Annotated in this window: 19 protein-coding genes; 7 read left to right on the forward strand and 12 right to left on the reverse strand. The window is 61.1% G+C overall.

Going from position 1 to position 19,950, the window contains the following annotated elements:
* The 3 genes from lptB to BVG79_RS11375 all read left to right on the forward strand — a co-directional run bounded on the left by lptB (position 1) and on the right by BVG79_RS11375 (position 2,018).
* Positions 1-735 carry an LPS export ABC transporter ATP-binding protein gene (lptB, locus tag BVG79_RS11365; protein ID WP_157115690.1) on the forward strand — a complete coding sequence of 245 codons (735 nt, stop codon included), beginning with the start codon at positions 1-3 and terminating at the stop codon, positions 733-735.
* A 209-nt stretch (positions 736-944) separates the two neighbouring features.
* Positions 945-1,529 carry a ribosome hibernation-promoting factor, HPF/YfiA family gene (gene hpf, locus BVG79_RS11370; RefSeq protein ID WP_085787003.1) on the forward strand — a complete coding sequence of 195 codons (585 nt, stop codon included), beginning with the start codon at positions 945-947 and terminating at the stop codon, positions 1,527-1,529.
* A 24-nt stretch (positions 1,530-1,553) separates the two neighbouring features.
* The gene (locus BVG79_RS11375; RefSeq protein WP_085787004.1) at positions 1,554-2,018 is read left to right on the forward strand and encodes a PTS sugar transporter subunit IIA; all 465 of its coding nucleotides are present in this window, start codon (positions 1,554-1,556) and stop codon (positions 2,016-2,018) included.
* Here BVG79_RS11375 and BVG79_RS11380 read toward each other — a convergent pair.
* Complete coding sequence (locus tag BVG79_RS11380) at positions 2,002-2,343, reverse strand: DUF3817 domain-containing protein (RefSeq protein ID WP_085787376.1); 342 nt, start codon at positions 2,341-2,343, stop codon at positions 2,002-2,004. The two genes, BVG79_RS11375 and BVG79_RS11380, sit on opposite strands and share 17 nt — an antisense overlap.
* A 123-nt stretch (positions 2,344-2,466) precedes the next feature.
* Between BVG79_RS11380 and rpe the strand changes: the two genes are divergently transcribed.
* The gene (gene rpe, locus BVG79_RS11385) at positions 2,467-3,153 is read left to right on the forward strand and encodes a ribulose-phosphate 3-epimerase (RefSeq protein WP_085787005.1); all 687 of its coding nucleotides are present in this window, start codon (positions 2,467-2,469) and stop codon (positions 3,151-3,153) included.
* Here the strand turns inward: rpe and BVG79_RS11390 are convergent.
* The 8 genes from BVG79_RS11390 to cysQ all read right to left on the reverse strand — a co-directional run bounded on the left by BVG79_RS11390 (position 3,150) and on the right by cysQ (position 12,508).
* Positions 3,150-4,502, reverse strand: coding sequence for an MATE family efflux transporter (locus BVG79_RS11390; protein ID WP_085787006.1), 1,353 nt, complete (start codon positions 4,500-4,502; stop codon positions 3,150-3,152). The two genes, rpe and BVG79_RS11390, sit on opposite strands and share 4 nt — an antisense overlap.
* Positions 4,503-4,653: 151 nt before the next feature.
* Positions 4,654-6,087, reverse strand: a complete 1,434-nt coding sequence (locus BVG79_RS11395; protein WP_085787007.1) for a nodulation protein NodH — start codon at positions 6,085-6,087, stop codon at positions 4,654-4,656.
* Between the two features lie 3 nt (positions 6,088-6,090).
* Positions 6,091-7,782 carry a DUF5927 domain-containing protein gene (locus tag BVG79_RS11400; protein ID WP_085787008.1) on the reverse strand — a complete coding sequence of 564 codons (1,692 nt, stop codon included), beginning with the start codon at positions 7,780-7,782 and terminating at the stop codon, positions 6,091-6,093.
* Positions 7,779-8,789 (reverse strand): glycosyltransferase family 2 protein, encoded by a 1,011-nt coding sequence (locus tag BVG79_RS11405; protein WP_085787009.1) that lies wholly within the window; start codon positions 8,787-8,789, stop codon positions 7,779-7,781. The genes BVG79_RS11400 and BVG79_RS11405 overlap by 4 nt, the downstream gene beginning before the upstream one ends.
* Before the next feature lie 79 nt (positions 8,790-8,868).
* Positions 8,869-9,921: a glycosyltransferase family 2 protein gene (locus BVG79_RS11410; protein WP_236951361.1), complete on the reverse strand. Its 1,053-nt coding sequence runs from the start codon at positions 9,919-9,921 to the stop codon at positions 8,869-8,871.
* A complete protein-coding gene (locus tag BVG79_RS11415; RefSeq protein WP_085787011.1) occupies positions 9,908-10,807 on the reverse strand; it encodes a UTP--glucose-1-phosphate uridylyltransferase in 900 nt (299 codons plus the stop codon). Before BVG79_RS11415 ends, BVG79_RS11410 begins: the two co-directional genes overlap by 14 nt.
* 102 nt (positions 10,808-10,909) lie before the next feature.
* Positions 10,910-11,710 carry a 3-deoxy-manno-octulosonate cytidylyltransferase gene (kdsB, locus tag BVG79_RS11420; RefSeq protein ID WP_085787012.1) on the reverse strand — a complete coding sequence of 267 codons (801 nt, stop codon included), beginning with the start codon at positions 11,708-11,710 and terminating at the stop codon, positions 10,910-10,912.
* Between the two features lie 6 nt (positions 11,711-11,716).
* The gene (gene cysQ, locus BVG79_RS11425; protein WP_085787013.1) at positions 11,717-12,508 is read right to left on the reverse strand and encodes a 3'(2'),5'-bisphosphate nucleotidase CysQ; all 792 of its coding nucleotides are present in this window, start codon (positions 12,506-12,508) and stop codon (positions 11,717-11,719) included.
* A gap of 142 nt (positions 12,509-12,650) precedes the next feature.
* On the opposite strand from cysQ, the gene BVG79_RS11430 reads away from it, so the two are divergent.
* Complete coding sequence (locus BVG79_RS11430; RefSeq protein WP_085787014.1) at positions 12,651-13,472, forward strand: ABC transporter permease; 822 nt, start codon at positions 12,651-12,653, stop codon at positions 13,470-13,472.
* Positions 13,473-13,511: 39 nt separating this feature from the next.
* Here the strand turns inward: BVG79_RS11430 and BVG79_RS11435 are convergent, their stop codons facing one another.
* Positions 13,512-14,552 carry a DUF475 domain-containing protein gene (locus BVG79_RS11435; RefSeq protein ID WP_085787015.1) on the reverse strand — a complete coding sequence of 347 codons (1,041 nt, stop codon included), beginning with the start codon at positions 14,550-14,552 and terminating at the stop codon, positions 13,512-13,514.
* A 126-nt stretch (positions 14,553-14,678) separates the two neighbouring features.
* On the opposite strand from BVG79_RS11435, the gene radC reads away from it, so the two are divergent.
* Positions 14,679-15,455: a RadC family protein gene (gene radC, locus BVG79_RS11440; RefSeq protein ID WP_085787016.1), complete on the forward strand. Its 777-nt coding sequence runs from the start codon at positions 14,679-14,681 to the stop codon at positions 15,453-15,455.
* Here the strand turns inward: radC and BVG79_RS11445 are convergent.
* A complete protein-coding gene (locus BVG79_RS11445; protein ID WP_085787017.1) occupies positions 15,452-16,042 on the reverse strand; it encodes a hypothetical protein in 591 nt (196 codons plus the stop codon). The genes radC and BVG79_RS11445 overlap by 4 nt on opposite strands.
* On the reverse strand, positions 16,042-18,849 hold the full coding sequence (gene secA / locus BVG79_RS11450; protein ID WP_085787018.1) for a preprotein translocase subunit SecA: 2,808 nt from the start codon (positions 18,847-18,849) through the stop codon (positions 16,042-16,044). Before secA ends, BVG79_RS11445 begins: the two co-directional genes overlap by 1 nt.
* Before the next feature lie 212 nt (positions 18,850-19,061).
* On the opposite strand from secA, the gene BVG79_RS11455 reads away from it, so the two are divergent.
* Complete coding sequence (locus tag BVG79_RS11455; protein ID WP_085787019.1) at positions 19,062-19,946, forward strand: peptidylprolyl isomerase; 885 nt, start codon at positions 19,062-19,064, stop codon at positions 19,944-19,946.
* Positions 19,947-19,950 lie beyond the last annotated feature (4 nt).

A 19,950-nucleotide genomic window follows, 5' to 3' on the forward strand; every position in this document is an offset into this window, starting at 1 on the left:
ATGGAACACACCGCCGGCCTGAATGTGCGCAACCTGCGCAAAAGCTATCGCCGCCGCCCGGTGATCCGCGATGTCAGCCTGCGGCTGGAACGCGGCGAGGTTGTGGCCTTGCTCGGGCCGAACGGGTCGGGCAAAACCACCTGCTTTTACGCGATTGCGGGGCTGGTTCAGGCCGACGCGGGCCAAGTGATGATCGACGGGCGTGATGTCAGCACGCTGCCGATGTACCGCCGCGCGCGGCTGGGCATCGGCTATCTGCCGCAGGAAATGTCGATTTTTCGCGGCATGTCTGTCGAAGACAACATCATGGCGATTCTGGAAATTGCCGAAAGCGACCATTCCCGCCGCCGCGAGCGGTTGGAGGAGCTGCTGGCCGAGTTTTCGATCACCCACATCCGTCGCGCCCCCGCCCTTGCCCTTTCGGGCGGCGAGCGTCGCCGTGCCGAAATCGCCCGCTGCTTAGCGGCAGGCCCCAGCTATGTCCTGCTGGACGAACCTTACGCCGGGGTCGACCCTATTGCAGTGGCCGAAATCCGCGCGCTGGTGGCGCAATTGAAAACCCGCGGCATTGGCGTGCTGATCACCGACCACAATGTGCGCGAGACGCTGGAAATCGTTGATCGCGCCTACATTTTGCACGACGGCAAAGTTCTGATGTCGGGAACGACCGCCGAAATCGTGGCGAATCCCGATGTGCGGCGCGTTTATTTGGGCGCAGATTTCAGCATGGGGTAAAGGCCGCTGGCCACCCCCTGCCGCCCGTCTTTGCCGATTGTAACAGTTTTTTCCAATATCGTTGACTTTGCATTCTGGCTGGGGCCGAATGGACCTGACGGAACCCCATGCCGAAAGGAGGATCCCAAGAGACGCCCCTTTCCTGTGGGGACCGTCTAGGACCTGCAGCCCGCCCATCAGGGCGGCGACAGCGCAACCAGGAGGAATCCATGCGTTACCAGATCAGTGGAAAACAACTCGATATCGGCGATGCCCTGCAGCAGCATGTGCGCACCGAGCTGGACGAGATCATCGCAAAATATGCCGGTCGCCCGACCAGCGCGGTGGTCAGCTTCTCGCGCATCGCACACGAATTTTCCTGCGAGGTTACCGTCCACCTGTCCACAGGCCTGATCGCACAATCACGCGGGCGCGACGCCGAAATCTACGCCGCCTTTGCCAAAGCCGCCGAACGAATGGGCAAACAATTGCGCCGCGCCAAGCGCCGCTTGAAGGACCATTATGCCGCCCGTCCGCAGCCGGTTGAACTTCTGGCCGGTTCCGCCTATATCCTCGCGCCGATAGAGGACAGCGACGAAACCGAGAACGAGGCCGAGAACACCAACCCGACGATCGTAGCGGATATGCAGGCGCAGATTCCGGCGTTGTCGGTAGGCGAGGCGGTAATGCAAATGGAACTGGCAGATATCCCCGTCCTGATGTTCCAAAATGAAAAACATGGCGGGCTGAATGTGGTCTACCGTCGCGATGATGGTAACATCGGCTGGATCGACCCGCGCAACTCCGGTTTATAGCAACCGGGCAAGACAGGATCCCTCATGAAGCTTGGCGACATCCTTCAGCCGAACGCCGTAAAGGTGCTTGTTGGCTCGAACACCAAAAAGCGCCTTTTTCAGGACTTGGGTGAGCTGGCAGAAGCCTGCTACGGCCTTGATACCGAACAGGTCGTGACAGCCCTGCTGGAACGCGAAAGCCTGGGACCCACTGGTGTGGGCCACGGCGTTGCGTTGCCGCACGCCCGGATGGAGGGGATAGACAGCGTTCAAGGCATGTTCATCCGCCTTGAAAAGCCGATGGACTTCGAAGCGATCGACCGTCAGCCGGTGGATCTGGTCTTTGCATTGCTGGCCCCCGCCCACGCGGGGGTCGACCACCTGAAGGCACTGGCGCTGGTGTCGCGCACCATGCGCGACCAGAATGTGCTGTCGAAGCTGCGGTCCAATTCCGATCCGGCAACGCTGCACACCATTTTGACAGACGCGCCAGCTACACAGTTGGCTTAAGCGCAGCCTTCACCGCTGCATGGCGGCGGTGAAGCCACGGCTCGTTGATGAACGTGCCAAAGGGGAACAGACTGAACACAAAGGTGCGCAGAACCCCGCCAACGCCCCACCCCAAGCCGGGCAGAACAATCACCATCCCCAGCAGATACAGCAGGAACGCATAGCCGTGGATCTGCCCCGTCAGCGGAACCAGCGCGTCGTTGCCACCCCAGTATTTCAACGGCATCGCCACCAGAAACAGGGCCAAAGTCGTAACGCCCTCGATCACGGCGATAATACGGAACAGGCCCAGTGCTGGGTCTTTCCAAGATGGAATAGTATTCAAGCGATCCTCCATTGGCGGCTTCGGCATGGTTTGATCACAGGGGTGCGCCGCCGCCAAGCCCACACTGGAAGTCAGGCCGGCAAACCTATATCAAGGCCGCGTGATCCCGCGAAAGGAACCGCTATGACCTTCGACCGCCGCCTCAAGATCGCCCCCTCCATTCTATCCGCCGACTTCGCTGCGCTTGGCGCCGAATGTCGCGCCGTCGAGGAACAAGGTGCCGATTGGGTGCATGTCGATGTGATGGACGGGGCCTTCGTGCCGAACCTGACGTTCGGCGCTGTCGCAGCCAAAGCGATGCGGCCGCATATTCGCGGGGTGATGGATGTGCACCTGATGGTCGCCCGTCCCGATGACTGGATCGCCGATTTCGTGGCGGCAGGGGCGGATTTCATCACCATTCACCCCGAATCCGGCCCCCATACGCATCGCACATTGCAAAGCATCCGCAAAGCCGGGGTCAAAGCAGGCCTAGCCCTGAACCCGGGCACAGGCCTTGATGGGCTGGAATGGCTACTTGATGACATCGACCTGATCTGCGTGATGAGCGTGAACCCCGGCTTTGGCGGCCAAAGCTTTATCCCCTCTGCCCTGCCCAAAATCGCGGCCATTCGCAATCTAATCGCAGATCGCCCGATCCATATCGAAGTCGACGGCGGCGTAGTTCCCCAAAACGCTGGCGCGATTGTGGCCGCAGGGGCCGACGTGCTGGTTGCGGGGTCTGCGGTGTTCAAGGGCGGCTCGTTGGCCGCCCCCGATGTTTACGGGCGCAATATCGCCGCGCTGCGCGCCGGGGCAGCGGCGGGTTAAACCAGCCTCTTGATCGGTTTATTGCGCCAGACGAACCAGTAATACAGCGCATTCAGCACCATCATCATGCTGAAGTTTGCCGCATAGGCCCACCAGATCCCCTGAATCCCGATCGCACGCGAGAGGAAGATCGCCAGCGGCACCTCGAGCAGGACGATACAGCCTATCCCGATGATCATCGGCGGCAGAACAGTGCCCGATGCGCGCATGATGCCGCCCAGCACGGCACCCGCGCCGAACAGCAGGCTGGACCACGTGACAATGTTCAGCAACATCTGGCTGAGGGCGACGACCGCGGCATCCGTCACGAACAACCCGACAATCCAATGCGAGGCCAGATAGACGATAAGCACCAGCGAGCCGGTCAGCGCGATATTCATTTGCAGCGCGGTCAGCGCCACTTTGTGCAACCGATCCACCTGCCCCGCGCCAATCGCCTGCGCGCCGAAAATCGACGCGGCGATGGAAATCGAGATCGCCGGAAACTGCACATAGCTGAGAACTTGGTTCACCGCACCGAACGCCGCCGTCGCGTTCGAGCCGAAGGCGTTGACCAGCCCGATAATCACAATGCCCGCAACCGCGCCGGTGATCATCTGCACGCCGGTAGGAATACCCAGCTTCAACGTCAGAAGCAGGATCTTCATGTCAGGCTTCATGTTGCGCAGCAGCGCGGCATCGGGGGCCATCGGGTGACGTTTCCAGCGCAGATAGAACCCCAACGCGATGGTCGAGATGGTGAAGGCGATCAGCGAAGCATAGGCCGCCGCCTCGACCCCCAGCTGCGGCAGGCCGAGCCAACCCTGAATCAGCGCGGGCGTGATGAACGCGCCGATAATCGTCGACAAAACCAAGGAATAAAGCGGCGTCACCGTATCGCCCACCCCGCGCAGCATAGCGGACGAGACGAAGAACAGGAACATCACCGGCATCGACAGGAAGCTGACTCGCGCAAAGCGTACCGCGTCATCCAGGATGTTCGCGGGCGTGCCTAGCAGCATCATCAGGTTGCGTGAGTAGATGCCGGTCGAAATACCGATCACCACGCCGCCGATCAGAACGACAGTCAAAATGGTGCCAGTAATCGCTTTGACCTTGGCATGGTCGCGCGCGCCAAAGGCCTGTCCGATCAACACCGAGCCGCCCGCCGACATGCCGATCAGGAAGGCGATGAACAGGAACATAATCGGAAAGAACACCGACGCGGCGGCCAAAGCATCGGTGCCCAGCAAGCGCCCGATAAAGATGTTGTTAATCGTGCCTTGCAACGATTGCAGCATGTTCGCCGCCATCATCGGCAATACGAACAGCAGGAAAGTCTGCCAGAACGGCTTTTCAGCTTTTGTCATCTCGGTGGTGTCCCGCAAAAGGTGGGGCTCTGCCGATCAGAATACCTAACCCACAGCAAGGGCAGCAGCCACCAACGGGCGGGTCCGATAACACAGAGGTGCCATCCGAATATACGTCATTCCCCGATGACGCCAGTGTGAATGTAACCGTTCACACCCCGTCGCTGGGACGCCAATCGCCAAAGCCGAAGGCCATGTAATCACGCGCGTAGGCCTCGCGCGCCTGCGCCTCAAGGCTGGGCGAGTAGATCCGCACCAGACGTGCTGCGTGGGGGTCGGTGGGAAAGGGTAACTCGGGCAAATCATCGCGGCCAACTTGCGCAGCAAGCAAGGCAAGCCCCTCGGGCAGCTCATCCTCGCGCAGGACAGCGTCTGGCGTCGCGAATTGGGCGAAACCCTGCAGCGTGGCGACCTGCGATGCCCAGCAACCGTCAACCCGCAGCGCCGTCTGACTGGACAGGTTCGCCTTAACGAAGGTCAGAAAGGACGAAAAGGCCGCGGCATGCAGGATATCGTCGGTATGGGGGCCTTCGCCGCCCTCGGGCATCGGCATGGCGAAGTGGCGCGCCAAGTGGTTGCGGATTTGGCGGAACCCCTTGCCGTCGGCGCACAAGATATTGTCGCAAAAGGCCGCATGCGCGCGCGCCAGCGGGTGGCGCAACACGGTGAAGCTGCGGTGACCGGGCCGATCGGCTTTCCACTGGCGCAACGTGCCCAAGTTGAATTTCTGCTCCGGCGCCGCACCATCCAGCGCGGCCAGCCAGTCTGTCACCGCCTGCACGGGGCCTGACGCAACTGGCAGAAACAAAAGGTTGCTGCGCGCCGCCGCGACAAACCCCGGCACGCCAGGGCCTCGGCGCGGTTCGAAATTCGGCGTGCGCGACAGGTTGAACCGGTCCAGACGCGCCAAGGCCTCTTCCATTTCGGGGAAGTTTTCAACCTTGTCGGCCACCGCCTCGGGGTTTTGCTTTTTCACCTTCTGGTCCAACGCCTCTAGGCGCCCTTCGACCCCCAAGAACACGGCCAGACCATTCAGCACAGCCAGATCGTGCAGGTCGTCGTAATCGATATAGAACGCGGTCTGCCCCGTGGTCTGCAGGCCGTGCATCAGCGTCACTTGAAAGGCCTGATGGGCTTGCAGATGCTCCTCAAACTCGGCGGCGTCGAAGCCGATCACCTCGCGCTTGGCGTTGGTGATATTGGTGACCTTCCACTGCCCCGTCGCCGATGCGATCTTGCGGCTGATATAGCTGTCGATCGGGTTGCGGGTCAGGATAACCTTGGCCACTTTGGGATCGGGCAGGATTTTATCCAGCACGCGCGCGTCGTGGTTGCTGAAAAAGCGAAAGCCCTGCAACACCCCCCCCCGCGCGTTGCGGATCTTTTTCAGCAGCGCCATCGGGTCGGCCACGCGGTCGGCATAGGTCACGCCCAGCAAATCCTCGCGCGCGGGGTAGCCGATGAACTGCGGGTTAAACGCCTCGCCCAAGCACGCAACGCCGGGAATGGTGTTCAGGTTCGTTTCAAGGAAATTCGAGCCCGTGCGCATTTCGGCAAAGACGACGAAGCTGTCAAATTTTGTCATGGATTACCTAGGCACATAAGGCTTGGGGGAGCCTTGGTTTTTCTTGCGGTTGGTGGGCAGCAGGTCACCCATCAAATAGGGGTGCATCCCCGAATTCTTCAGCTCTTGCAGGAATTCGGCAAGGCCCGCCAGGTCAACAAGCGGCGGCAACGATGTCAGCGCGGCATGACCTGCCCCGATATTGATCATCGCTTCCTGCATCGCCCCGCGATAATCGCTGAGGAATTCGGCCAACGTCCACACCCTCACGCGAGTTTTAGACCAGTCCGACCGCAGCGCCTCAATATGTTCGGCCTCGATCTTTTGCAGCTCGGCGGCTTGGGTGCGCACACGCTCGGCGTTGGCACCTGCGCGGAACATCGGAATGATCCACGCCCCCGAAACGACACAGATGCTGGCGTTGCGGTCTTTCGCGATGGGCCATGTGATGGCCTGATTATCGGCAGGGCCGAACTGAAAGATCTGACGCTCGCCCCGTGTATTCCAGATCAGGTTGGTCAGGAACATAGAAGGGTTGTAGTCGCGTAGGCTGGCGCTATCGGATAGGCTGCCTGCAAAGATCTTCTCGTGCCCCGCGAATTCGGCGCGGTTCGGGCCAAAGATATGGCCATGGACACGGCCCCCGACCGTGTCTTGCAGCCAGCTTTCAAACCCGTCAATCACATCGGCGAACCCCTCGAACACCGCATAGGGTGCGGCGGTCAGAATGTCGCGGCGCGACGAGACGGGGAACCGGCTTTGCATATAAAGCCCGACCCGCCCCCGCCCACGCCGGTCGGATGCGTTGGCGAATAACCGGTCGATCTTGCCGGGGTCAGGCAGGCCGCGTTCAAGGTCGGCGGGGCGTGGGGCCAGAAATGTCTTGTATAGCAGATCCGCGCGCGGCCATGCCTTGCGCGCGATAAAGCAGTTCGACCGCCGCAGCAGTTGCAGGTGGTCGTCGTAGAAGATCGCGGGTCGCCCCTGCCGGTCGAACTTCGCCAGCGTCAGCGACGCGCTGTGAATCTGCTTGGCATGGCGGCGGGCCAAGGTCTGGAAGTAGCTTTCATCGGGAATCCAGACCAAGCGGAAATACTGGTCGAATTCCTTGCGGCGCGGGTCGGTCAGGATCGCATCTAAGGTGGCGCGCGTCAGGCACCACCATTGCGCGCCCAAATGCGGCACGACGCCGGACGGCACCTTGCGCTGCATCCGCAGCAAACGCTGCGCCCCCACGGCGATGTCGAACAGCCGCCGCTGGTTGCGCCACGAAAACGGGAACGCCAGCGAGAAACGCTCCTCGGACAACCCGCCGACGATCCACGGCACCTCGGCGGTTGTAGCGCTTTCGATGAAATCGACGCCGGGCCGCTCGTCCAGAAACGCCTGCAACTCGGCCACAGGCCTTAGCGGCAGACACGAGCCCGAGCTCAGCAGCACGCGTTCGACCTCGGGGAAACTGTCGAGCATTAGTTCCGAGGCCACCAGCGTCGCATCGACGATGCCCCACTGGCCCCATTCACACTTGCGGCGCGATGCAAAACGGACACGGCCTTTCAGGTCGGAAAGCGCGCTGACGAAGGCTTCGTATTCATGCAGCGGCACCCGTTTGTCGACATGCACCACTACGGGGCAGCCGCCACGCACCCAGAACCGCACCAATGCGGCGGCCCTGTCGAAATCGCGGTGGGTCAGCATCACAACGCCGAGGCTCATGCCCAGTTTCCTTTGGACATCAGGCCCAGCACTTCCAGCTGGCGCCAATTCAAATACCTTACGCTTTTATCGCACCACAGGGTAGTGTCGTCGCCCAAGCCCTCGGCATAAACCTGATATTCGGCGGCGCCGCCGTAGTGTTCGGCTCGGCCTGCCTCCTCGGCGGCGCGGGGCAGCAGCGCCCCGATGAATTTCGTATGGATCAGCACGCCCGAGGCCTTCTCCCCGCCCCAGCTATCGTAAACCAGATTCAAGCCGCGCGGCAGCAGCATATGGGTCGAGCTGACATACACCATATTGGCCGACCACTTCACCAGCGGGATCTTGTTCAACGCAGGCGCCGAGACTGGTTTTTTGTCAAAGAACGCCCGCGCCCGCACACCGCCCTGAATCCACAGGTTTTTCAGACGCGGGTTGCGAGTGATCATGTAATTGCCACTGTCGAACCAGGGCGCAACCTCCAACGGGTCTTGCCCCTCGCGGTAGATCGCCTCCGCGATGCGACCCTCGGGGTAGGTGTCCAGCAGCATCGCGGAAAACGACCGCAGCTCCAACGAATCCAGCCAGTCGGTCAGCGCGCGAAGGGGGCGCGTGTCGCAATGGGGGTAAACCAGCAATTCGTCGGCATCGACCGTCATCACCCAATGGCCGGTGCCATAGCGGCGCGACAGGTCATTCATCCAATCGATGCCGTAGTGCGCGCGCGCATAACTGGCCTTGGTTTCCCACAGCGACAGGTCGGGCTGTTCTTTCAGATATTCGACCGTCCCGTCCTGCGAGCCGTTGTCGATCACCAGAAAATGCCCGACCCCCATCTTACGGTAATAGTCCAGAAAATAAGGCATCCGGATGCGTTCGTTGCGCAGCGTGGTGACCAGCAAAATCATCCCCGGCAAAATATCCGAGGTGCGGTCAAGGCTCGCTTTCAGGTCCCGCCCGCGGACACGTGCCCGCAGCAGGCCCAAAAGCCGCTGGTTTCGCAAGCGCCACTTATCAAGGACAGGCAAGGTTACACGTTCCGGAGGTCATGACATTCTTAATTTATCTGCTACTATTGTGGCTTGGTTTTACCTTAAAGGCGAGGCCTCAAATCCAGCCACCGCGCGATAAAAGACCCAGTGCCTCTAGCTGACGCCATCCTTGCAGACGGACGGACGCCTCGCACCATAATGTGGGATTTTGCGCCAAGGCCGTATGATAATCACGGTATTGTGTGGGACGCGCGAAATGTTGCCCACGGGCCAGCTCTTCTTGCGATTTTGCGACGATCGTATCGAGGAATTTGGTGTGCATCAGCAGCCCCGAAGGCATCTCGCCGCCATCAGGCGCGTAAAAATGGTTCAGCCGTGCGGGCAGCGCGGAGTGGGTGGAATTGACGTAAACATAATCGCGCCGCCAGCGGATCAGCGGAACCTTGGTCAGGGTCGGGCCCTTGCGCGGATCGTCGGCAAAAAACACGCGGCTGCGTACGCCGCCCTGAATCCACAGGTTTTTCATACGATCTTGGATGGTGATCGTGTAATTTCCGGCGTCGAACCACTGCAAATGTGCGAGCGGGTCGCCCCCTGCAGGCGCTGCGCCGACGGGGCCACGGGGGTAAAGATCCAGCATCATTGCCGGCAGCCTGTCCAGTCCCTGTCCATCCAACCACTGGGTCAGCGCATACAAATCGCGCGTTTCGTGATAGGGGTAAATCAGCAGTTCATCGACATCGAGGGTCAAGCACCATCGGTCATGCCCAAACCGCGCCAGCAAGCACGTCGCCCAATCCAACCCGAAGCGCGCCGCGCGATAGGCCGCCTGCGTCGTCCATACTGACACATCCGGCTGCGCCGCCAGATACGCGGCAGAGCCGTCATCAGACCCGTTATCGACACATAGAAAATGGGTGACGCCCAAACTGCGGTAGTGCTGCAGGAAATAAGGCAGCCGCGCCATCTCGTTGCGCAGCACCACCACCGCCAGTATCGCATCGGCGCCGATATCTGCCGTGCGGTCGACAACCGGCGTCAGCGCGCCTTTAGATGCAAAAGATCTGCGCAGCAGTCGCCTGCGGCGCAGATCCAAACGCACCTTTTGGTCGGCTGCGGCGTAGCGCGCGCGCAGCCGCTGCCATGGGCCCGCCTTAGCGCGTGCCACCCAATTCATCCGCCACGACATGGCGCAGATAGTCGCCCAACTCGTCACGCAGCTCGGGGTGAGACAGGCCGAAGTGGACGGTCGCCTGCAGGAAGCCCGCCTTCGAGCCGCAGTCGAAACGCTGCCCGTCAAAGCGGTAACCGAAGACCTTGCCGCCTTTTTCGAATTCAGCTGCGATGGCGTCGGTCAACTGCAACTCGCCACCCGCGCCGGGTTTGATGTCGGCGATGTTGCGCATCACGCGCGGCGACAGGATGTAGCGGCCGATCACAGCCAGGTTCGACGGCTGCGTGCCAAGCTTGGGCTTTTCAACCATACCCTGTGCTTCAACCAGACGCCCTTCGCCGGCCTTCACATCAAGCACCCCGTACGAGGAAATCATCGTGTCCGGCACTTCCATCGTCGCAACCATCGAGCCTTCGTTGCCAACTTCGGCATAGGCCTCGACCATCTGGGCAAGGCACGAGGGCTGTGCGGCAATCACATCATCGGGCAGGATAACGGCGAACGGCTCGTCCCCGATCAGCTTGGACGCGCAAGACACCGCATGACCCAAGCCCAATGCCTTGTGCTGGCGCACATAGGCAATCGCGCCGCTGTCCATGTTGCTGGGGGCCAGCGCGTCAAGCAGCTTGGTTTTGCCTGCATCACGCAGGGTCTGTTCCAGCTCGGGATTGTGGTCGAAGTAATTTTCGAGCGCGGATTTGCCGCGTGCGGTCACGAAGATGAAGTCGGTAATCCCAGCCTCGCGCGCCTCGTCGATCGCGTATTGGATCAGCGGGCGGTCAACCAGCGTCAGAACCTCTTTCGGGACAGCCTTGGTGGCAGGCAGAAAACGCGTACCCAAACCCGCAACAGGGAAAACCGCCTTACGTACTTTCCGCATAGGAAAATCTCTCTCTCATTCGCAATCTTTGACGCCTGCATCAGGTGTCGGGGTTAAAAGATCAGCTGTTCGGTGCGGGCCGCACCGCGGAACAAGCGGGGTTTAGTTAACACCCATCTGAAACAGCATTGTTTCAATCCGCGGCACGTCCTCGGGGTTGTTCAACTCCCAAAACGCGCGCCCGCGGGCCTCTACCTCGACGCAGAGCACAGGGGCCCCGATGTCGAGAAAACGCAGTTGCTCCAGCCCCTCCAACTCCTCGAGGATCGAGGGCTGAGCCGCGACATAGCGTGCGAGCGCGGCCGGACGGTAAGCATAGACACCGACATGGTGGAAAACCGGTGTTTCGTCATCGTCGCCGTAGGTTTTGCCCCGATAGGGGATAACCTCTTTCGAGAAATAGAGCGCGCGCTTGTCGGCGGCGAAAACGGCAGTAGTGCCGCCCACACGGCCCGCGCGGCGATCTTCCAGAAAGCCGTTCAGCGCTGCGCCATGCGTCCGCAGAACGGGGGTTGCTACATCGAATTGCGGCGCGGCGCGCAGGCCCGCAACCAACTCCTCGACAAACCATGCGGGCGTCAGCGGTGCGTCGCCCTGCAGGTTCACGACGATATCGTAATTGTCCCCCAGCGCGGCCAAAGCCTCGGCGCAGCGCTCGGTCCCATTCCGGCAGTCTGAGGAAGTCATTACCACTTCGGCCCCGAAGCCCTGTGCAACATCACGGATGCGTGTATCATCGGTGGCCACGACGACGCGGTCAACACCGCCAGCCGCCTTTGCCGCCAACCAAGACCGCTCAATCAGCGTCTTTTGGCTGCCGTCGGCGCCTTTCAGCGCAACAAGCGGCTTTCCGGGGTAGCGGGTGGATGCAAAGCGGGCGGGAATAACCACCAAAACAGACATGTAAAATCAGGCTTTCAAATCGACGCTGGGTGCGGTCGCAATAAAGAAGGGGTTTTCGAAGCCCGCTTTGCCGTAGCGCAGCGGTTGGTGATCATCAAAACGCACCGTCACACCGCCGGCCCCGCGCAGTACGGCATCGCCCGCCGCGGTATCCCATTCCATCGTCCGTCCCAGACGCGGGTAGAGGTCGGCCTCGCCGGTGGCGACCAGACAGAACTTCAGCGACGATCCGGCGCTTGTCATGTCACGCACGGCGTATTTCGAAATGTAGTCGTCGGTTGCCTGATCGCGATGCGATTTCGAGGCAACGACCATCAGTCCCGCATTATCGGCAGACGACACCTGCAACACCTGCGTCGGGCCCGCGGCCTCGCCGAAGGGGCCGATTTCCTCGACCGACACGCCGTCGGCGCGGGTGTAGAACAAACGGCCCTTGGCGGGGGCGTAGACAACACCGCGCACCGGTTCGCCATCGACGACATAGGCTATGTTCACCGTGAAATCGCCACGGCGCTGGATAAATTCCTTCGTGCCGTCCAGCGGGTCGACGATCAGGAACGTGTTGACGGCCTGCGCGTGGCTATCGGCCTGCTCCTCGGTCACCAGAGCAACATCGGGGAATGCGGCCCGCAGACCCGCCGAAATCAGCTTGTCCGCAGCCTCGTCGGCCAGTGTTACGGGGCTTTCATCTGCTTTTTGGGTGACACCCAGATCGTCGCCCTCGTAAATGCGTAAAATCTCGGCACCAGCCTCAAGGGCAAGGCTGCGCATCGTTTGCGTCAGCAGATCAAAGTTCACGTCGTGCCCCCAGTGTTGCCTGAATGTATTTGAACAATTATGCTGGTTTATACATCGCTCGGCAAGGAATAGACACGTATCCGCACTAAATTGCGGCAAAACACGCCGATGCGCCATCCCCCCAAGGAGGAGGATACAACAGATGCAAAACAGAGCAGGTCGCGGCGCGACGACACACACGGTCTGGAGCATGCTGCTGCTGACCTATCACCAGACGGTGAACAACGTCCGCAAAACCCACCGCAACCCCGTCATCGCCCTGCTGCTGAACATCGCCCAAACGCTGATGATGCTGGCGGGATTCTACGTGATGATGTCGGTCCTGAACATGAAAAGCGGCTGGCTGCCGGGCGATTTTATTCTGTATCTGCTGTCGGGAATTTTCATCTTCTTTACACATGTCAAGGCGATGGGAGCCGTCAGTGGAGCAATGGGACCGACATCTCCAATGGCGCTCCACCGCCCACTGAACACGCTGATCGTCATAGCGGCGGCCGCTATTTCGGCGCTGTATCTGCAAGTGCTCTCACTGGCTGTGGTATTGTTCATGTATCACGCCATCGTCACACCGGTGACCATCGACAACCCCGTCGGGGCCGTAGCAATGCTGCTGCTGGCTTGGTTCACGGGCGTTGGGGTCGGCATGGTGTTTTATGCGCTGAAAGTATGGTTTCCCAATTTCAGCACCATGGCGACGAATGCCTATTCGCGCGTGAACATGATCGCCAGCGGCAAGATGTTCCTTGGCAACTCGCTGCCGGCTTTTGCGCTGCCGCTGTTTTTGTGGAACCCGCTTTTCCACATCATCGACCAGTGTCGCGGGTTCGTCTTCGTGAACTACGTGCCGCGCAATTCAAACTGGGAATACCCGCTGTGGGTTGGGGTTGCTCTGCTGATGATCGGTTTCATGGGCGAGTCCTACGCCCGCCGAAATGCCTCCCTCAGCTGGGGGGCAACGCGCTAACAAAAAGCCCGGACACCGTTGGTGCCCGGGCTTTTGATTTTACCGCGCTGCGCGGTTGAACTTAATAGAGGCCCAGAGCGCCGTGCCGATAAACGCCGCGCCCAAAAGGCCCGTGACCACCTCGGGCACCTCGACGTGCAGGGTCTGCACGAACATGATGACCGCCAACGTCAGGATCGAATAGAACGCCCCGTGTTCAAGGTAGCGGAACTGGGTCAGCGTCTGACGCTCGACCAGCATGATCGTCATCGAACGCACGTACATGGCACCGATCCCCAGACCGATGGCGATCAGGAACAGGTTTTGCGTCAGCGCAAAGGCCCCGATAACACCATCGAAGCTGAAGCTGGCGTCTAGCACTTCAAGGTACAGAAACGCGCCGAAGCCGCCCTTGGCAGCAGTGCTCATGGCGGCCTGCTTTTCGTCCAGCCCATGGCCGATCAGCTCGACCACAAGGAAGGTCACCAGACCCGACACGGCGGCGGTCAGGAAGGTCTCTTTCTCGGTTGCCGGAACGAAGTTGCTGAACACCAAGATCAACACCAGCACGACAGCCACTTCGATACCGCGCACGCCCGCCATGCGGTGCAGCCAAGCCTCGAAACCTGGCACCCAATGCACGTCTTTTTCTTCGTTCAGAAAGAACTTCAGCGCGACCATCATCAAGAAAGCGCCACCAAAAGCGGCAATCGACACATGCGCGTCGTTGATGATGGCGGCATAGCGCGCCTCGTCGGTGGCGGCCAAGCGGATCGCCTCGATCGGGCCGATGCGCGCCGCGATCACTACGATCAGCAGCGGGAACACCACGCGCATCCCAAAGACGGCGATCAGAATGCCCCACGTCAGGAAGCGGCGCTGCCATTCAGGCGTCATGTCCTTCAGCTTGTTCGCGTTCACGATCGCATTGTCGAACGACAGCGAAATCTCGAGGATGGCCAGCACGAACCCGACGAACAGGAAGCTCATCGCATGGGGAAAACCGCCCGCGCCCGAATTCCACCCCAACCAGAACGACAGGGCGAGGCCCAATGCCGTAACGATGAAGGGCCATTTAAAATACCGTAAGGCGACGTCCATTTCACTCATATCCACGCTGACACTTTGGTCGCGAGATAGGTTCTGGGCAGCGGTGCCACAAGGCGAGCGATCAGCTTTTCGTGATAATTAACCCAATCTTCACGATTTCTGATGAAAACTTAAGACATGACGGGATTTCAGGACTCGCTCTTCCGCTTTGCCCCTGCAGCCGCAGCCGACACATCACCGGCTGAGGACGAGGCCACGCCGCCGCCAGATACCGGCAAAGCCCCCAGCTATATCCGCGACCACCGCGCGCGCCTGCGCGACCGCTTTATGGGTGGCGGGGCCGACGCACTTCCCGACTATGAACTGCTGGAACTGGTCTTGTTCCGCGCCATTCCCCGCCAAGATGTGAAACCGCTGGCCCGCCGCCTGCTGGACCAGTTCGGCGATTTCAACGCCGTCCTTTCCGCCCCTGCCCCGCGTCTGGCGCAGGTCGAAGGCGTCGGCCCCGCCGTCGTTACCGAACTGAAGGTGGTCGAGGCGGCCGCCCACCGGCTGGCGCGCGCCCGCGTTTTACAGCGGCCCGTGCTGTCGGGCTGGGATGCGCTGCTGGATTACTGCCACACCGTCATGGCGCACCGCGAGGTCGAGCAGTTCCGCATTCTCTTCCTCGACCGCAAAAACATCCTCATCGCCGACGAGGCGCAAGCGCGCGGCACGGTCGACCATGTGCCCGTCTACCCGCGCGAGGTCGTCAAGCGCGCGCTGGAATTGAACGCCTCGGCGCTGATTTTGGTGCACAACCACCCCTCGGGCGACCCGACACCATCGCCGCAAGATATTGCGGTGACGCGGCAGATCGACGAGGGGTTGAAAGTGTTGGGGTTGGTCCTGCACGACCACCTGATCATCGGGCGCCAGCGCGAGATCAGCTTCAGATCCGAAGGTCTGCTTTAGTCGCCAAGTATCAGCGTCGCCAGCAATGGGCCGGGCACCGGACACGCGGGCAGCGCAAGGTCCAGCGGCAGGACGCGGCTGTGCAGTGCACTATCAACGCTGATCACCGTGGCCGTCAGGGTCTTGCCGCAATCGGCGGGGTCAAGCTGCACGGTCAGCGTGCGCTGGCCCGCCCAGAACATGGCATCAGGCCCCAGCTGCGTCGCATCATCCACCTTCACCATCGCAGGCGTCATGGTGTCACCGATCAAGATCGTGCGGGCAGGCCCCGCTGCGACAGGCGCGACAGCGGCGGCGCTGGTGCCATCGGCCAGGCTGGCCATCAGCAAGGCCTCGGGCGATAGGGCGGGTAGCAGGGCGGTTAAGTGCCCTACGTCGTCCAGCTTCGCCTGAAAGGTCAGCGCATCGTGAAAAAGGGTGACCGTGGTTCCGGCTGCGCAAGGTGCATCCAGCACCGCGCGCACCAGACCCGCATCGGCGTCTTCGGCGGTGAAGGAAACGGCGCAGCTATCCGCCGCCGTTTGCGCGGCGGCGAAGGGTGCGGGCAACGCCACAAGCGCTGCAAGGGCGATGCCCGCTGGGCGCATTAATGCGCCCCGTGGCAGTTTTTGAACCGCTTGCCCGACCCGCAAGGGCACGGGTCGTTGCGCGAGGGGTTGCCCCACGTGCTGCGGTCATTCTCGTCAAACCCCGGACGCGGGCCAGTGGGTTCGGCGGGCGGTGCAGCGGGGGCTGCGGGTGCGGCAACGGGGGTCGACCCACCCGGCAAGCCGACAGGCCGCACCGATACTTGCGGTGCCGCGGGCGACGGCGACGGGGTGGGCGCTTGCGGGGCGCGTGCGGCAGCTTCGGCGGCCATACGCTGGCGCTGTTGCTCCAGCATCTGGTTCATCAACGCTTCTTGCTGCTCGCGCGAGATCGGGCGGATTTGCGCCAGCTTGGTCGATACCTCGGCCCGCAGCGATTCCAGCAGTTCTTCGAACAGTTGGAAGCTTTCGTTCTTGTATTCGTTCAGCGGGTCGCGTTGCGCATAGCCACGGAAGCCGACGACCGAACGCAGGTGCTCCAGCCGCAGCAGGTGCTCGCGCCACTTCGCGTCGATGACCTGCAGCAGCATCTGCTTTTCGACCGACCGCCACGTATCGGCGCCGAAGGCCTCGACCTGCGCGGCAGCGCGCTTGGCCGCCGATTCGATCAGACGGTCGCGGACAATCTCGGGGTCGATGTTTTCCTCGGCCAGCCATGCATCCAGCGGCTCTTCCAAAACCAACTGCTCGGCGACGGCGGCTTTCAGCCCCTCGACGTCCCACTGGTCAGAATAGGTGCCGTAGGGCATGTACTGCCCGACCAGATCCTCGATCGCCTGTTCGCGCATATCGCCGACAATCGCCGACAGATCCTGCGCTTCCATGATCTCGCGGCGCTGGCTGAAGATCACCTTACGCTGATCGTTCATCACGTCGTCAAACTTCAGCAGCTGCTTGCGCACGTCGAAGTTGCGGCCCTCGACCTTGGCTTGCGCGCGCTCCAGCGACTTGTTCACCCACGGGTGAACGATAGCCTCGCCTTCCTTCATGCCCAGCTTGGACAGAACGGAATCCAGACGCTCGGACCCGAAAATCCGCATCAGGTCGTCTTCCAGCGACAGGAAGAAGCTGGACCGGCCCGGGTCGCCCTGACGGCCCGAACGGCCGCGCAACTGGTTGTCGATCCGGCGCGATTCATGGCGTTCTGTGGCCAGAACGAACAGGCCGCCCGCCTCTTTCACCTTCTGCTTTTCTTCGGCGTGCTCGGCCTCGATCTGGGCACGCAGCGCGTCGGGGTCGGCGTTCGGATCGGCCGCAACCGCCTCGAGCACCTTCATATCGACGTTGCCGCCCAGCTGAATGTCGGTCCCGCGACCGGCCATGTTGGTGGCGATGGTGACCGCGCCCAGTCGGCCCGCGTCGGCGATGATATGGGCTTCTTGCTCGTGTTGGCGGGCGTTCAGCACATTATGCGCGATACCGGCCTTGTTCAGCAGGTTCGACAGCATCTCGGACTTTTCGATCGAGGTCGTGCCGACCAGAATCGGCTGGCCCTTGGCATGGGCGGCCTCGATCTCTTTGACAACACCTTCGAATTTCTCGCGCGTGGTGCGGTAGACTTGGTCGTGTTCATCCTTGCGTGCGATCGGCCGGTTCGTGGGAACCTCGACAACGCCAAGGCCGTAAATCTCGGCGAATTCTTCAGCCTCGGTCAACGCTGTACCAGTCATACCGGCCAGCTTTTTGTAAAGGCGGAAGTAGTTCTGGAACGTTACCTGCGCCAGCGTCACGTTCTCGGGCTGGATTTTGACGCCTTCTTTGGCTTCGATAGCTTGGTGCAGCCCTTCGGACAGGCGGCGGCCAACCATCATACGGCCGGTGAATTCGTCGATCAGCACGATTTCGTCGTTGCGGACGATATAATCCTTGTCGCGCTGATACAGAATGTGCGCGCGCAGGGCTTGGTTCACGTGGTGGACGATTGTCGTGCTGGCCGGGTCGTACAGCGACTGCTCGGCCGGCAGAATTTCCAGCGCGTGCAGGCGCTGTTCAAGGTATTCGTTCCCCTCGTCGGTCAGCGTGACGTTGCGCGCCTTTTCATCGACGGTGTAATGCTCGGGGACAAGCTCGGGGATGACCTTGTCGATGGCGATATACAGCTCGGACCGGTCTTGCGCGGGCCCCGAGATGATCAGCGGCGTGCGCGCTTCATCGATCAGGATCGAGTCCACTTCGTCGACAATCGCGTAGAAATGCGGGCGCTGGTTCATCTGTGCCAGATCGCCCTTCATGTTGTCGCGCAGGTAATCGAAGCCCAGCTCGTTATTGGTGGCGTAGGTGATGTCGGCTGCGTAGGCGGCTTTCTTCTCGTCCTCGGGCTGCTGGGGGTAGACGACCGATGTGGTCATCCCTAGTGCGCTGTAGACGCGCGCCATGATGCCCGCGTCGCGCTTGGCCAGATAGTCGTTCACCGTCACAACGTGGACGCCCTTGGCGGGGATCGCGTTCAGATACGCGGGGAAAGTCGCCATCAGCGTCTTGCCCTCGCCCGTTTTCATTTCGGCGATGTTGCCCTGGTGCAAGAACACACCAGCCATCAGTTGCACGTCAAAGGCGCGCAGGCCCAACGTGCGGCGCGCAGCCTCGCGGCAGTTCGCGAAGGCCTCGGGCAACAAATCGTCCAAGGTCTCGCCACCGGCGTAGCGCGTGCGGAATTCTTCCGTTTTTGCCTTCAGTCCAGCATCGTCAAGCGATTGGAACTGCGGCTCGAGTGCGTTGATCTTGGCGATCAGGCTACGGGTAGCCTTGACCTTCCTGTCATTTGCCGACCCGAAAATCTTTCGTGTCAGCGTTTCAAATCCCAGCATATTCCGTCGTCCCCGACTGCTTGTCCGCGCCTACGTGTTCATCCGACTGTGAGGGCCGCGATGCTTGTCGTGTCCGCGCCCAAGGCGTAATAAGGCGCCGGAAGGCCTGAAATAGGCGGTCCAACGGCCACCAAAGCCCGCTGGGGATGTAAGGGGCTGGTGTCTTAGTGTCAACGTCGCCGCAGATTGGCGACCGAACAAGGAAGATTTTAATGGCCAGACGTAACCTGCTTGCCGCTAGCCGCGGCGTAGCCTTGGGGCTCTCGCTCTCTTTGCTCGCCCTTGCGCCCGCGTTGGCACAAGATGCCCCGACGCGCGACACGGTTATCGCCAGCGTGAACGGCAGTGACATCACTTTGGGCGAACTGCTGCTGGCCTATTCGGGCCTGCCCCAGCAATATCGCCAACTGCCCGCCGACGTACTGCTTCCCAGCCTGATCGACCAGATGGTGCAGCAACAACTGCTGGCCGAACAAGTGACCGACGTGCCCGCCCGCGTTGAAATGGCCCTGTCCAACGAACGCCGCGAGATGCTGTCGTACGAGGCCGTCCAAGGCCTGCTGGCCGATGCTGTCACCGACGAATCCCTGCAAGCCGCCTATGACAAGGCCTTCGAGGGCGTCACTCCCGGCAACGAATACAGCGCCGCCCACATCTTGGTCGCCACCAAGGACGAGGCCGACGCCGTCATCGCCCGTCTGAACGCCGGCGAAGCGTTTGCCGATGTCGCCAAGGAAGTGTCACTGGACACCGGTTCGGGCGCCAATGGCGGCGAGCTGGGCTGGTTCGCCCCCGACATGATGGTCGAGCCCTTTGCCAACGGCGTGGTCGCGCTGGGTGAAGAAGGCAAGTTCGACGTCGTATCCGAGCCTGTCGAATCGCAATTCGGCTTCCACGTGATCGAAGTGCACGAACAGCGCCCGCAATCGCTGCCGAAAATCGACGAAATCCGCGCCGATCTGGAAAATACCGTTCGCCAAGATAAGCTGATGGAAATATTGACGGATCTTGAAGCCAAAGGCACGGTCACCCGCACCGACCTGTCGACTTACGACCCGACTGCACTTTTGAACCTTGATCTGCTGAATCAGGAATAACACC

The organism is Ketogulonicigenium robustum (assembly GCF_002117445.1).
GTDB classification, from domain to species: domain Bacteria; phylum Pseudomonadota; class Alphaproteobacteria; order Rhodobacterales; family Rhodobacteraceae; genus Ketogulonicigenium; species Ketogulonicigenium robustum.

Excerpts from the sequence above, each read along its gene's own strand:
- BVG79_RS11445 (WP_085787017.1), bottom strand. The coding sequence starts at position 16,042 with ATGCGCCCAGCGGGCATCGCCCTTGCAGCGCTTGTGGCGTTGCCCGCA.
- secA (WP_085787018.1), bottom strand. The coding sequence starts at position 18,849 with ATGCTGGGATTTGAAACGCTGACACGAAAGATTTTCGGGTCGGCAAAT.
- kdsB (WP_085787012.1), bottom strand. The coding sequence starts at position 11,710 with ATGTCTGTTTTGGTGGTTATTCCCGCCCGCTTTGCATCCACCCGCTAC.
- lptB (WP_157115690.1), top strand. The coding sequence starts at position 1 with ATGGAACACACCGCCGGCCTGAATGTGCGCAACCTGCGCAAAAGCTAT.
- BVG79_RS11455 (WP_085787019.1), top strand. The coding sequence starts at position 19,062 with ATGGCCAGACGTAACCTGCTTGCCGCTAGCCGCGGCGTAGCCTTGGGG.
- BVG79_RS11415 (WP_085787011.1), bottom strand. The coding sequence starts at position 10,807 with ATGCGGAAAGTACGTAAGGCGGTTTTCCCTGTTGCGGGTTTGGGTACG.
- BVG79_RS11430 (WP_085787014.1), top strand. The coding sequence starts at position 12,651 with ATGCAAAACAGAGCAGGTCGCGGCGCGACGACACACACGGTCTGGAGC.
- rpe (WP_085787005.1), top strand. The coding sequence starts at position 2,467 with ATGACCTTCGACCGCCGCCTCAAGATCGCCCCCTCCATTCTATCCGCC.
- BVG79_RS11400 (WP_085787008.1), bottom strand. The coding sequence starts at position 7,782 with ATGAGCCTCGGCGTTGTGATGCTGACCCACCGCGATTTCGACAGGGCC.
- BVG79_RS11395 (WP_085787007.1), bottom strand. The coding sequence starts at position 6,087 with ATGACAAAATTTGACAGCTTCGTCGTCTTTGCCGAAATGCGCACGGGC.
- BVG79_RS11435 (WP_085787015.1), bottom strand. The coding sequence starts at position 14,552 with ATGGACGTCGCCTTACGGTATTTTAAATGGCCCTTCATCGTTACGGCA.
- radC (WP_085787016.1), top strand. The coding sequence starts at position 14,679 with ATGACGGGATTTCAGGACTCGCTCTTCCGCTTTGCCCCTGCAGCCGCA.
- hpf (WP_085787003.1), top strand. The coding sequence starts at position 945 with ATGCGTTACCAGATCAGTGGAAAACAACTCGATATCGGCGATGCCCTG.
- BVG79_RS11390 (WP_085787006.1), bottom strand. The coding sequence starts at position 4,502 with ATGACAAAAGCTGAAAAGCCGTTCTGGCAGACTTTCCTGCTGTTCGTA.
- BVG79_RS11375 (WP_085787004.1), top strand. The coding sequence starts at position 1,554 with ATGAAGCTTGGCGACATCCTTCAGCCGAACGCCGTAAAGGTGCTTGTT.